Annotated in this window: 13 protein-coding genes; 7 read left to right on the top strand and 6 right to left on the bottom strand. The window is 65.9% G+C overall.

The features are described from left to right. Positions 1 to 269: 269 nt before the first annotated feature. The 4 genes from ubiA to B0920_RS13805 are packed head-to-tail and all read left to right on the top strand — an operon-like array spanning position 270 to position 2137. Positions 270 to 1124, top strand: coding sequence for a 4-hydroxybenzoate octaprenyltransferase (gene ubiA / locus B0920_RS13790; RefSeq protein ID WP_078033047.1), 855 nt, complete (start codon positions 270 to 272; stop codon positions 1122 to 1124). 42 nt (positions 1125 to 1166) lie between these two features. Next, positions 1167 to 1466: a YqjD family protein gene (locus B0920_RS13795; RefSeq protein WP_078033048.1), complete on the top strand. Its 300-nt coding sequence runs from the start codon at positions 1167 to 1169 to the stop codon at positions 1464 to 1466. Between the two features lies 1 nt (position 1467). Continuing rightward, on the top strand, positions 1468 to 1845 hold the full coding sequence (locus B0920_RS13800) for a phage holin family protein (protein ID WP_078033049.1): 378 nt from the start codon (positions 1468 to 1470) through the stop codon (positions 1843 to 1845). Beyond that, positions 1835 to 2137: a hypothetical protein gene (locus tag B0920_RS13805; protein ID WP_078033050.1), complete on the top strand. Its 303-nt coding sequence runs from the start codon at positions 1835 to 1837 to the stop codon at positions 2135 to 2137. The genes B0920_RS13800 and B0920_RS13805 overlap by 11 nt, the downstream gene beginning before the upstream one ends. Positions 2138 to 2241: 104 nt before the next feature. Here B0920_RS13805 and proC read toward each other — a convergent pair whose 3' ends face one another. Together proC and B0920_RS13815 are read right to left on the bottom strand one after the other, a co-directional pair. Then, positions 2242 to 3051 carry a pyrroline-5-carboxylate reductase gene (gene proC / locus B0920_RS13810; protein WP_078033051.1) on the bottom strand — a complete coding sequence of 270 codons (810 nt, stop codon included), beginning with the start codon at positions 3049 to 3051 and terminating at the stop codon, positions 2242 to 2244. A gap of 14 nt (positions 3052 to 3065) precedes the next feature. Beyond that, on the bottom strand, positions 3066 to 3770 hold the full coding sequence (locus B0920_RS13815; RefSeq protein WP_078033052.1) for a YggS family pyridoxal phosphate-dependent enzyme: 705 nt from the start codon (positions 3768 to 3770) through the stop codon (positions 3066 to 3068). A gap of 67 nt (positions 3771 to 3837) precedes the next feature. Between B0920_RS13815 and B0920_RS13820 the strand changes: the two genes are divergently transcribed. Next, positions 3838 to 4881, top strand: coding sequence for a type IV pilus twitching motility protein PilT (locus B0920_RS13820; RefSeq protein WP_078033053.1), 1044 nt, complete (start codon positions 3838 to 3840; stop codon positions 4879 to 4881). 8 nt (positions 4882 to 4889) lie between these two features. Next, a complete protein-coding gene (locus tag B0920_RS13825) occupies positions 4890 to 6026 on the top strand; it encodes a PilT/PilU family type 4a pilus ATPase (protein ID WP_078033054.1) in 1137 nt (378 codons plus the stop codon). Positions 6027 to 6095: 69 nt separating this feature from the next. Here the strand turns inward: B0920_RS13825 and B0920_RS13830 are convergent, their stop codons facing one another. Both B0920_RS13830 and B0920_RS26445 read right to left on the bottom strand, forming a co-directional pair. Then, positions 6096 to 7247 (bottom strand): glutathione-independent formaldehyde dehydrogenase, encoded by a 1152-nt coding sequence (locus B0920_RS13830; protein ID WP_078033055.1) that lies wholly within the window; start codon positions 7245 to 7247, stop codon positions 6096 to 6098. A gap of 267 nt (positions 7248 to 7514) precedes the next feature. Beyond that, on the bottom strand, positions 7515 to 9230 hold the full coding sequence (locus B0920_RS26445) for a methyl-accepting chemotaxis protein (protein ID WP_078033056.1): 1716 nt from the start codon (positions 9228 to 9230) through the stop codon (positions 7515 to 7517). A gap of 336 nt (positions 9231 to 9566) precedes the next feature. Between B0920_RS26445 and B0920_RS13840 the strand changes: the two genes are divergently transcribed. Further along, positions 9567 to 10046, top strand: coding sequence for a glutathione peroxidase (locus B0920_RS13840; RefSeq protein ID WP_078033057.1), 480 nt, complete (start codon positions 9567 to 9569; stop codon positions 10044 to 10046). Positions 10047 to 10049: 3 nt separating this feature from the next. On the opposite strand, the gene B0920_RS13845 is transcribed toward B0920_RS13840, so the two are convergent. Together B0920_RS13845 and B0920_RS13850 are read right to left on the bottom strand one after the other, a co-directional pair. Continuing rightward, complete coding sequence (locus tag B0920_RS13845) at positions 10050 to 12086, bottom strand: glycoside hydrolase family 97 protein (RefSeq protein WP_078033058.1); 2037 nt, start codon at positions 12084 to 12086, stop codon at positions 10050 to 10052. A gap of 172 nt (positions 12087 to 12258) precedes the next feature. Continuing rightward, positions 12259 to 12573: a hypothetical protein gene (locus tag B0920_RS13850; RefSeq protein WP_078033059.1), complete on the bottom strand. Its 315-nt coding sequence runs from the start codon at positions 12571 to 12573 to the stop codon at positions 12259 to 12261. Between the last annotated feature and the right edge of the window lie 54 nt (positions 12574 to 12627).

Below are 12627 nucleotides of genomic sequence, written 5' to 3' on the forward strand. Positions count from 1 at the left end.
CGGCAGTCTGTGTGCGTGGGCCGGCGCCTGGGCGGGCCGCCTCGTCCGCGCCCCCCTGGCACGGATCGATGCATTTAAACAAACAAAAATGTCGGTTCAATGACAACAAAATGGCAAGTTTTCGGCCGACCGCAGGCCGGGCTGTCATCCGCATGTCATGCATGCCGCAGGCCGGCACAGGCGAAGGGCGTCCGCCGCGCGCCGTGCAAAAGCTTTAGAATCGCTGTCTTCTGCTCAACAGTTCTTGCACGACAAGACCTTATTCCTTTATGAACAAGCTGGCGCTCTATTTCCGCCTGGTCCGGGCCGACAAGCCGATCGGCATCCTGCTGCTGCTGTGGCCGACCCTGTGGGCCTTGTGGATGGCCTCAGGCGGGGTGCCGGACCTGCAGGTGCTGGCGATCTTCGTGCTCGGCACCGCGCTGATGCGCTCGGCGGGCTGCGCGATCAACGACTACGCCGACCGCGACTTCGACCGCCACGTCAAGCGCACGGTCGACCGCCCGCTCACCAGCGGCAAGATCCGCGGCTGGGAGGCGGTGATGGTGGCGCTGGTGCTGTCCCTGCTAGCCTTCCTGCTGATCCAGCCGCTCAACCTCCTGACCAAGCAGCTCTCGGTGGTGGCCCTGGTCGTGGCCGGCACCTATCCCTACTTCAAGCGCTTCTTCGCCATCCCCCAGGCCTACCTCGGGATCGCCTTCGGCTTCGGCATCCCGATGGCCTTCGCCGCCGTGCAGGGCGAGGTGCCGGCGGTGGCCTGGTGGCTGCTGGTGGCCAATGTGTTCTGGTCGGTGGCCTACGACACCGCCTACGCCATGGTCGACCGCGACGACGACCTCAAGATCGGCATCCGCACCTCGGCCATCACCTTCGGCCGCTTCGACGTGGCGGCGATCATGCTGTGCTACGGCGCCGCGCTGGCGATCGACCTGGTGTGCGGCTGGTACCTGGGCCTGCGCTGGTGGTTCGTGGCCGGGGTCGCCGTGGCGGCCGCGATGGCGCTCTACCACTACACCCTGATCCGCGATCGCGACCGCATGTCCTGCTTCAAAGCCTTTCGTCACAACAATTGGCTTGGCGCCGCACTGTTCGCAGGTGTCGCGCTAGACTATGCAATCGGGTAATATTGCCCAAAAAGCATCCACACTCAACATTACGAGGTCAGCATGATTGAAAAGATCCCCACCCAAACCGGCACCCGCGAACAACTGATGTCGGACCTGAAGACCGTGATCCACGATGCTGAAGCCTGGCTGCGCAATGGTGGGGGCATCAACGGCGAAGAACTGAAGGCCAAGTTCGAGACCACCCTGGCGCGCGCCAAGGAAGGCGTCGCCCACTACCAAGAATCCGTGGTCGAGGCCGCCAAGGCGACCGACGAATACGTCAAGGAAAACCCCTGGAAATCGGTGGGCCTGGGCGCGGCGGTCGGCGTCGTGATCGGCATGCTGATCGCCCGCAAATAAGATGGCCCTGAGCGAGGCGGTAGGCAGGATCGGGACGACCGTGCTGGCGATGGCGCGCACGCGCCTGGAACTGGCCACGGTCGAGCTGCAGGAAGAAACCCAGCGCCTGTTCGGCTACCTCGGGCTGGCCCTGATCGCCGCGGTGTTGGGCGCCGGCGCGCTGGTCCTGGCGGTGCTGTTCATCCTGGTGTTGTTCTGGGACAGCCACCGCCTGCTGGCGGTCGGCGGCATGACGGCGCTGTTCGCGCTCGGCTGCTGGATCGCCGTGGCCAAGCTGCGCGGCGCTCTCGCCGCCCGTCCGCCGATGCTGGCGGCGACCCTGGCGGAACTGCGCAAGGACGTGGAATTCGCGAAAGGAGAGCCGGTCGATGTCGAGTAAATCGCAGGAACTCGCCGCGCGCCGCGCGGCGCTGGTGGCGCGCTGCGCCGAGCAGCGCGCCATTGTGGCGCATGAATTCGCGGTGCTGAAGTCGCCCGAGACCCTGGGCGTGATTCCGGCCTACGTCAGCCAGCACAGGAAAACCGCGCTGATCGTCGCCGGCGTGGCGGCCGGTTTCCTGGCCACCAAGCCGAAGTGGGCGGTCGGCATCGTCACGGCCGGGGTGTCGCTCTACAAGTTTGCCCAGAAAGCCTTGCCGGTCCTGCGCTGGAAAGGCTTCGAGGTCCACTGAGACGGGATTGCCCGCTGCGAGCCGTCGTACGCGCCACTGGCGCCTGCGACTTCCCGCGGAGGCGGGAACCCAAGTTGCTCTCTGCCGGCTTGCCGGCAGCACTTTCAATCCTTCCCGAGCTCCTCGCCCAGCTCGCGCCCCCGCGCCGCCGCCGCCTTCATGGCCGCCACGATCGCTTCCTTCACGCCCGCCGCCTCCATGCTGGTAATGGCCGCGTGGGTGGTCCCGCCCTTCGAGGTCACGCGCTGGCGCAGCACCTCGACCGGTTCCGGGGAACGCTCGGCCAGCTGGGCCGCGCCAGTGAAGGTGGCCAGCGCCAGCTCCCTGCCCTGCTCCGGCGTCAATCCCATCTCCGCCGCCGCCTGCTGCATCGCTTCCAGGAAGAAGAACACATAGGCCGGCCCGCTGCCCGACACCGCCGTCACCGGGTCGATCTGGGCTTCGTCCTCCAGCCACACGGTCTGGCCCACCGCCCGCATCACCTGGTCGGCCGCCTCGCGCTGGGCCGGGCTCACGCCCCCGCCTGCCGCCATGCCGGCGATGCCCTTGCCGATCAGCGCCGGGGTGTTGGGCATCGCGCGTACGATGGCCTCGTGGCCGCCCAGCCAGCGCGCCAGGTCGGCGATGCGGATGCCGGCCGCGATCGACAGCACCAGCTGGCCGCGCAGCTGCGGCGCCAGCGCCGACGCCACTTCGCGCATCTGCTGGGGCTTCACGGCCAGCACCACCACCTCGCTGTCGCCGACCTCGGGCCCGATGGCGGCGGCCGTGCTCACGCCGAAGTCGCGTTGCAGGCGTTCGAGGGCTTCGGCGTTGGGGTCGACCACGTGCAGGCTGCCCGCGGGGAGTTGTCCGGCCAGGCCGGCGATCAGGGCGGTGGCCATGTTGCCGCCGCCGATGAATGCGATCTTCATGGGATCCTTGTGAGTTATTCCGCGTAGTGGCGGGCGCCGAAGATGGCGCTGCCGATGCGCACGATGGTCGCGCCCTCGAGGATGGCCGCTTCCATGTCGCCCGACATGCCCATCGACAGGGTGTCGAGCAACAGGCCCTCGGCGCGCAGGCTGTCCGCCAGCGCGCGCAGGCGCGCGAAAGCCTGGCGCTGCAATTCGGGTTCGGCCTGGCGCTCGGGAATCGCCATCAGGCCGCGCAGGCGCAGGTTCGGCAGCGCCGCCACCTGGCGCGCCAGCTCGGGCAGCTCGTCGGGGTCGGCGCCGCTCTTGCTGGCCTCGCCGCTGATGTTCACCTGCAGGCAGATATTGAGGGGTCCCAGCTCAGGCGGGCGCTGTTCCGAGAGGCGCTGGGCGATCTTGAGCCGCTCGACCGAATGCACCCAGTGGAAGTGGGTCGCGATCGGGCGCGTCTTGTTGCTCTGGATCGGACCGATGAAATGCCATTCGACTGGCGCCCCCGGTTGCGCGCGCGCGACGGCTTCGATCTTGTCGATGCCTTCCTGCAGATAGTTTTCGCCGAAGGCCCGCTGGCCCGCGGCCATCGCTTCCAGCACCGCCTCCGCTGGGAAGGTCTTGGAAACCGCCAGTAGCTGGACCGTGGAACGGGGCCTGCCGGCGGCGTCAACAGCCCTTCCGATTGTCGCTTCGACAGCTTGCAAGTTCTCAGCGATTATGGACATAATGATTTTCTGTAGGAAATATTTTCAGCCGCAAAGTACTGCCTCCAACACGGCACAGGGATTATAAATGGACATTTCGGAATTACTCGCCTTCTCGGTCAAGAACAAGGCTTCGGACCTGCACCTCTCGGCCGGGCTGCCGCCGATGATCCGGGTGCATGGCGACGTGCGCCGCATCAACCTGCCGCCGCTGGAGCACAAGGACGTGCACGGCATGATCTATGACATCATGAACGACGGCCAGCGCAAGCAGTACGAGGAAGTGCTGGAGTGCGACTTCTCGTTCGCGATCCCGGGCCTGGCGCGCTTTCGCGTCAACGCCTTCAACCAGGAGCGCGGCGCCTCGGCGGTGCTGCGCACGATTCCGTCCAAGATCCTGAGCCTGGAAGAGCTGAACGCGCCCAAGATCTTCGCCGAGCTGGCCCTCAAGCCGCGCGGCCTGGTGCTGGTGACCGGCCCGACCGGCTCGGGCAAGTCGACCACCCTGGCGGCCATGGTCAACCACCTGAACGAGAACGAATACGGCCACATCCTCACCATTGAGGACCCGATCGAATTCGTGCACGACTCCAAGAAGTGCCTGATCAACCAGCGCGAAGTCGGCCCGCACACACTGTCCTTCAACAACGCGCTGCGCTCGGCGCTGCGCGAAGACCCGGACGCGATCCTGGTGGGCGAGCTGCGCGACCTGGAAACCATCCGCCTGGCGCTGTCGGCGGCCGAGACCGGCCACCTGGTGTTCGGCACCCTGCACACCTCCTCCGCCGCCAAGACCATCGACCGTATCGTCGACGTCTTCCCGGCCGAGGAAAAAGAGATGGTGCGCGCGATGCTGTCGGAATCGCTGCAGGCCGTCATCTCGCAGACCCTGCTCAAGACCAAGGACGGCTCGGGCCGGGTCGCCGCCCACGAGATCATGATCGGCACCCCGGCCATCCGCAACCTGATCCGCGAAGCCAAGATCGCCCAGATGTATTCGGCGATCCAGACCGGCAGCAGCGTCGGCATGCAGACCCTCGACCAGAACCTGACCGACCTGGTGCGCCGCAACGTGATCTCGAGCGCCGCCGCCCGCGCCGCCGCCAAGATCCCCGAAAACTTCCCGGGCTAAAGGACATCATGGAACGCGACCAGGCCTCCAAATTCATGTTCGACCTGCTGCGCCTGATGGTCAGCAAGGGCGGGTCGGATCTGTTCATCACCGCCGGCTTCCCGCCCGCGATCAAGATCGACGGCAAGATGACTCCGGTCTCGAACCAGCCGCTCACCGGCGGCCACACGGCCGACCTGGCGCGCGCCATCATGAACGACAAGCAGGCCGCCGGCTTCGAGCTGAGCAAGGAATCGAATTTCGCGATCAGCCCGGGCGACCTGGGGCGCTTCCGCGTCTCGGCCTTCATGCAGATGGGCTGCGTGGGCATGGTGCTGCGGGTGATCACCACCACCATCCCGAAGTTCGAGGACCTCGAACTGCCCGAGGTGCTCAAGGACGTGATCATGACCAAGCGCGGCCTGGTGATCATGGTCGGCGCGACCGGCTCGGGCAAGTCGACCACGCTGGCGGCGATGGTCGGCTACCGCAACGAAAACAGCTACGGCCACATCATCACCATCGAGGACCCGGTCGAATTCGTCCACCCGCACCGCAACTGCGTGATCACCCAGCGCGAAGTGGGCGTGGACACCGACAGCTTCGAGGCCGCGCTCAAGAACTCGCTGCGCCAGGCCCCGGACGTGATCCAGATCGGCGAGATCCGCGACCGCGAGACCATGGAGCACGCGATCGCCTTCGCCGAGACCGGCCACCTGTGCCTGGCCACCCTGCACGCCAACAGCGCCAACCAGGCGCTCGACCGCATCATCAACTTCTTTCCGGAAGAGCGCCGCCAGCAGCTGCTGATGGACCTCTCGCTCAACCTCAAGGGCCTGATCTCGCAACGCCTGGTGCCGAAGAAGGAAGCCAAGGGCCGGGTGGTGGCGATGGAAATCCTGCTCAATTCCCCGCTGATCTCGGACCTGATCTTCAAGGGCGAAGTGCACGAGATCAAGGAGATCATGAAGAAGTCGCGCGAGCTCGGCATGCAGACCTTCGACCAGGCCTTGTTCGACCTCTACGAGGCCGACAAGATCAGCTACGAGGACGCGCTGCGCAATGCCGACTCGGTCAACGACCTGCGCCTGAACATCAAGCTCAACAGCAAGCACGCGAAGAACCGCGACTTCTCGATCGGGACCGAGAACCTCGGGCTGGTATAAGGGCGCCAAGCGGAGCCCTTTCCTGCCGCGCGACGATGCGTCACGGCGCGGCCGCGCGGCGCTAGCGGCTCAGCTCCCGCCAGGGTGCAGGATGACCTTGGTCCAGCCGTGGTCGCGCTGGTCGAAGTGCTGGTAGGCGTTGGGCGCCTCCTCCAGCGTCAGTTCATGGGAAACGATGAACGAGGGTTTGGCGCGGCCGGCGTGGATCAGGTCGCGCAGTTGCCGGTTGTAGGCCTTGACGTTGCACTGCCCGGTGGCGACACGCTGCCCCTTGAACCAGAGCTTGCCCCACTCGAGCGCGAGCTTGCCTTCTTTCTCCAGTGCGTCCGGGCTGCCCGGATCCTGGGGAATGAAGACGCCGACCACGCCGATCCCGCCGGTGAACTTCACTGAGTTGATCAGGTTGTTCATGGTCAGGTTGGGACGCTCCTCGCGGTGATGGTGGTGGTCGTGGCATTGGTAGCCGACGCATTCGCAACCCACGTCGGCGCCCATCCCATGGGTCAGGTCCAGCACGCGCTGCACCGGATCCTCCTTGGAATAATCGATCGCGATCGCGCCGATCGACTCGGCCAGCTTCAGCCGGTCGGAGTGGCAGTCGACCACCATCACGCTGCAGGCGCCCTTGATCATCGCCGAGTGGGCGGCCATCAGCCCGACCGGTCCGGCGCCATAGATCACGACGGCATCACCCGGGCGCATGCCGGCCAGTTCGGTGGCGTGCCAACCGGTCGGGAAGATGTCGGCGCACATGACGTAGTCGGACTGTTTGCCTTCCGCGTCCGGCGGCAGCTTCAGGCACATGAAGTCGGCCCAGGGCACGCGCAGGAACTCGGCCTGCCCACCCTGCCAGGGCCCCATGTCGGCGAAACCGAAAGCGCCCCCGGCCACACCGGGTTCGTTTGCCTTGAGGCAGTACGCGGTCAATCCGCGCTCGCAATTCTTGCAGTGGCCGCAGCTGATGTTGAAGGGCATGCACACCCAATCGCCGGGCTTGAGCCGCTCGACCGAGGGACCGACCTCCATCACTACCCCGAGGTTTTCGTGGCCGAACACGCGGCCCTGCTCGAAATCGGTCCGGCCTTCATACATGTGCAGATCCGAACCGCAGATGTTGGTGCTGGTAATTCTGATGATGGCGTCAAGCGGACGTTCGATCTTGGGATCGGGGACGTTCTCGACAGCTACCTGATTGGGACCACGATAGACGACAGCTTTCATCATGTTCTCCTGTTCTCCCAGGATTCCTCGCGCCGCATTTATCGGACGCAAGGGAGCCCGGGGCCTGATAGGAAGCCCACGGATGCCCGCGGGAACGGACAGCCACCGTCAAGCGATCCCGCAATCGGGTAGCATAGAAAGCATTAGGGGCCGTACTCGCGAGTGTCAATACAGGACCAAAAGTATTTTTTCGCTGTTTTCTAAGCGTCCACTATTTCATCGAAAGTTTTCCAGACCGGACTGGGGCATGAGCGGCCCCAGTCCAGCTCAGAACTCTTCCCAGTCTCCCGCCGCCGCCGTGGCACGCGCACTCGACTTCGCTTGCGCGGCAGGCGCCGGGCGCGCCGCCGGCAGCGACTTGCGGTGTGCCGCCGCCAGGGTCGCGCCGGCCTTGGCCGAAGCGCGCGCCAGCACCGCCTGGGCCATGCCGTCGACCTTGAACACGCTGACGATCTCGGCCAGCTTGGCGGCCTGGTTCTGCATCGATTCCGAGGCGGCCGCCGCTTCTTCGACCAGGGCCGCGTTCTGCTGGGTCACCTGGTCCATCTGGGTGATCGCCACGTTGATCTGCTCGATTCCCGAAGCCTGCTCGGTGCTGGCCAGGTTGATCTCGACCATGATCTCGCGCACGCGCCCGACGCTGGCAACGATCTCGCTCATCGTCGTGCCGGCCGTGTTCACCAGGCTGCTCCCGCTCTCGACCTTGGCGACCGAATCGCCGATCAGGGTCTTGATGTCCTTGGCCGCCAGGGCCGAGCGTTGGGCCAGGTTGCGCACCTCGCTCGCCACCACGGCGAAGCCGCGTCCCTGCTCGCCGGCGCGCGCCGCTTCCACCGCCGCGTTCAGCGCCAGGATATTGGTCTGGAAAGCGATGCCGTCGATGACGGCGATGATGTCGACGATCTTGTTGGCCGACTCGTTGATGCGGGCCATGGTGTCGACCACTTCGCCGATCACGTCGCCGCCGCGGGCCGCGATCGAGGACGCGGTCTCGGCCAGCGTGTTGGCCTGGCGCGCGCTGTCGGCGTTCTGCTTCACGGTCGAGGTCAGCTCTTCCATCGAGGAGGCGGTTTCCTCCAGCGACGAGGCCTGCTCTTCGGTGCGCGAGGACAGGTCCTGGCTGCCCGCCGCCACCTGGGCCGAGGCGGTGGCAATGGTCTCGGTGCTGTTGCGCACTTCGGTGACGATGGCCGCCAGGCTGTCGCGCATGGTCTTCATCGCGCACAGCATGCTGTCGCTGTCGTTGTTGCGCAGCTGGATGGGCACGGTCAGGTCGCCGCCGGCGATCCTGGCCGCGATACCGGCCGCATCGCCAGGCTCGCCGCCGAGCTGGCGCACCAGCTGGCGGGCGATCAGGAGCGCCAGCACGATCCCGAGCGCGAGCGCGGCCGTGAGCGCGACCACGATCAACTGGCGCGAGGCCGCGTACAGCAGGTCGCCGTCGCGGCTGGCCTGCTTGCCGCCCTCGATGTTCATGTTCACGATGGTTTCCAGGTCGGCGCTCGCTTCGTCGAACTGGCGTTGGGAATTACCGCGGATCAGGGCCTTGGCCTCGTCGTTCTGGTTGGCGCGCGACAGGCCGATCACCTTCTTGTGCTCGGCCAGGTACTCATCCCAGTTCTTCTGGAAAGCCTCGTAGGCGCGGCGTTCCTCCTCGGTGCTGATCAGTTTGGCGTAATCGGCGCGGGTACGCTCCACCAGCGCCGTGATGGCCGCGATATTCTGTTCATACGCCGCCATTTCCTGTTCGGAGGTCGAGAGGATGTGCTGCAGCTCGGCGGCGCGGAAGTCGGAGGTGGCGGTGTTCAGTGCGCTGGCATGGCGCACGCTGGGCATCCAGTTGACTTCCATGTCGGTCGAGGTCTGGTTGACCCGCCCGAGCTGGACGATCGCCAGCGCGCCGACGAAGAGCGTGAGCGCCAGTACGATGCCGAATGCGGTGAGCAGCTTGGCGCCTACCTTGAGTTGATTGAACCATTGCATGGCGATTCCCTCGGATATCTGTCTAATGTGTGTGTGGAGGAGCCGCCGCCGGTGATGACGGTAGGTGTCGGTGCTGCGGAGATGGGGCAGGAAAACCGGAAGCGGCGTCCGACCGGCGCGATGCGGCGGCTCGGAGAGACACGGCCATGGGTGCGGGACGGGAGCATGGTCCGGCGCAGGCGGAGGTGCCCAGGCACTGTAGCAGAGATATCCGACAAAAAGCTGGGTGGTTGTATAACCACCACATCAATGTGGGTATTCCACGTCGAGCCGCGTTCAGGCAGCCCACGCGCGCATGCCGTACACTCTTGTCTTTATCCCAACGAGAGGTATCCCATGAACGCATTCGACTTCGAGGCCACCGCGCTCGATGGCAGTCCGGTGGCGCTCTCGCGTTACCAGGGCAAGGCGCTGCTGATCGTGAACACCGCCAGCGAATGCGGCTTCACGCCGCAGTACAAGGGACTGGAAGAACTTCACCGCCGTTATGGCGAGCAAGGCCTGGTGGTGATGGGCTTCCCCTGCAACCAGTTCGGCAAGCAGGAGCCGGGCAGCGAGGCCGAGATCGGCGCCTTCTGCGAGAAGAATTACGGGGTGAGCTTCCCGATGTTCGCCAAGGTCGAGGTCAATGGCGACGATGCCCACCCGCTGTTCAAGTTCCTGAAGGGCGAAGCCCCCGGCGTGCTGGGCACGGAGGCCATCAAGTGGAACTTCACCAAGTTCCTGGTCGACAAGGACGGCAAGGTCCACAAGCGCTACGCGCCCCAGACCAAGCCGGAAGAACTGGGCAGCGACATCGAGAAGCTGCTCGCCTGATGCTTACTGCGGCGTGAAGCGGATCGCCTGGCCGCCGCCGGGCGCGAGCTTCAGTTGCAGGGTGTCGCCAGCGCCCACCAGCTTCGATTCGACCACCAGGTCGAAGCGGCGCTCGCTGCGGTAGTCGGCGGCGTCGCCGTCGCGGTAGATCTCGGCCTTGTAGCGCTTGTCCTTGTCGAGGAAGTCGAGCGGCAGCGCCAGGGTGCGCGCCTGGCCGTCGGTGACGGAGCCGACGTACCAGTCCTGCGAGCGGCGGTCCTTGCGCGCGATGGTCGCGTACTCGCCCACCGCGCCGTGGATCACGCGGGTGTCGGCCCAGTCGGCCGGCACGTCGCGGATGAACTTGAAGGCCTGCGGGTACTTCTCGTAGTTCTCCGGCAGGTCGGCCGCCATCACCAGCGGCGAATAGATCACCACGAAGTTGGCCAGCTGCTTGGCCTGGGTCGAATTGAACACCTTGCCGTCCGCGCCCACCAGGCTCAGGACGCCCGGCGTGTAGTCCATCGGGCCGCTCAGCATGCGGGTAAACACCAGTTTCGCCTCGTGGTCCACGCTGTTGGGCGGATTGCCCCAGGCGTTGTACTCCACACCGCGCGCGCCCTCGCGCGTCATCCAGTTGGGGTAGGTGCGGCGCAGGCCGGTGTCCTTCACCGGTTCGTGGGTGTCGATCGCGATGCGGTGCTTGGCTGCCTCGGTGACCGCTTTCAGGAAGTGACGCACCCCGTCCTGCGAATCGTAGTGGCCGTAGCGCGGCTTGCCGTCGCGGCCAGGCAGCAGCGCGCTGCCCGCCTCGTGCACATAGCCCGACTTGACGCTGTCCACGCCGTGCTTGGCGTAGAGCTTGTAGGCGGCCGTCATCTGCTTCTCGTAGGCCGGGATGTTGGCCCCGGTCTCGTGGTGGCCGATCAGGCGCACGCCCTTGGACTTGGCGTAGGCGGCCAGGCCGGGCAGGTCGAAGTCCGGGTAGGACCTGGTGAAGCTGAAGTCGGCGCCGCCGTGGCCCCAGTCGCTTTCCCAGCCCAGGTTCCAGCCCTCGACCAGCACGCCGCGGAAGCCATGCTTGGCGGCGAAGTCGATGTAGCGCCTGGTGTTCTCCGTGTTGGCCGCATGCTTGGGGCCGGCGTTCCAGGTGCCCTTGTTCAGGTGCATCTCCCACCACACGCCCACGAACTTGGCCGGCTGCACCCAGGAGACGTCGCCCAGCTTGTTCGGTTCGTTCAGGTTCAGGATCAGGTCGGACATGTACAGTCCCGCCGCGTTGTCGGCGATCTGCAGGGTGCGCCAGGGCGTGTGGAAGGCGCCGCGGCGCACCACGGCCGGGCCGTAGGACGAAGGCGCGAGCATGGCGCGCAGCTTCTGGCCCTCGACCTTGCGCAGCCACATCGAGGCGTAGTCGACCAGGGCCGCCTCGTGGAAGGCGATGTGGGTGCCATCGTCCAGGCGCAGGGTGAGCGGGGTGTTGGCGGTGCCGATCTCGGCCAGCGGCGCCTTGCGCACCTCTTCTTCCAGGCCAGGCAGCTCGGCGGCCGGGATCCACCAGGCGGTCGCCGGCCTGGCCACGGTGAACTCGGTCAGCTCGTCGAGGATCTCGACTTCGCGCAGTTGCGGCTGCTCTGGGAATTCGTAGCGGAAGCCGATGCCGTCGTCGTAGATGCGGAACACGATGGCGAGGCGGCGGTTGTTGCGGTTCTTCTGCTCGACCTCGACCCGCAGTTCGCGGTAGCGGTTGCGCACGAACTGGCGCTCGCCCCAGGGCTGCTCCCAGGTGGCGTCATGCTCGCTGGTGCTTTTCTTGACCAGGCTGAAGCCGCCGTCCAGCTTCTGGGCGTTGGCCAGGTTGAAGCCCAGGCGCGAAGGGGTGATGACGTCCTTGCCGCGGCGCTTCACGCCATAGGCCAGCTTGCCGTTGCCCTCGAGCTGGACCTCGACGCTCAGGACCTCGCCCGGCGAGCTGGCGTTGGCGATGATCTGCTGCGCCCAGGCGGGCAAGCTCAGCGTGAGGGCGGCCGCCATCAGGGCGGCATTGCGGCGAAGGCGCATGCGGAAGTCTCCTTATCGTTGTCGGTGGTCGCGGCGGCGAAAGTATTAGGTAATAAAACTACCTGGCTGCCGCGAGAACTCAGCCGATGATAAGGGAATTCTTGTAATTCGACTACTAACGGCCGTGCGGAAAAGCCGTCATTACGCAGGAATGCCTCAGCGGGTGCGCGCTTCAGCGGGTGCGCACCTCGGCGGCCGCATGCGTGGTGCAGGCGCGGTGCACGTTGTCGAGGAAGCGCGCCGCTTCCGACAGCGACAGCCCGGCCGGCAGCAGCCGGGCCAGCCCCTCCTCCTGGCTCACGCGGTCCAGGCCGAAGGCGATGGCGCGCGAGATGTCGCGCGCGCGCCGGCCGTCGCTGTTGTAGAGGGCGTCGTAGACGCCGACTTCCTCCCACAGCGGCACCAGCCCTGGGCTGGTCGTATCCTCGAACACGACCGCGGGCGGCAAACCCTCGTCCTCGCGCAGGAGCTGGAATACGTAACTCATGATCGCCTCTTGCTTGTTTCACCTTGCAGACAGGGCGCGATCCTACCATCTCCG

Source organism: Massilia sp. KIM (assembly GCF_002007115.1).
Classification (GTDB): Bacteria; Pseudomonadota; Gammaproteobacteria; order Burkholderiales; family Burkholderiaceae_D; genus Telluria.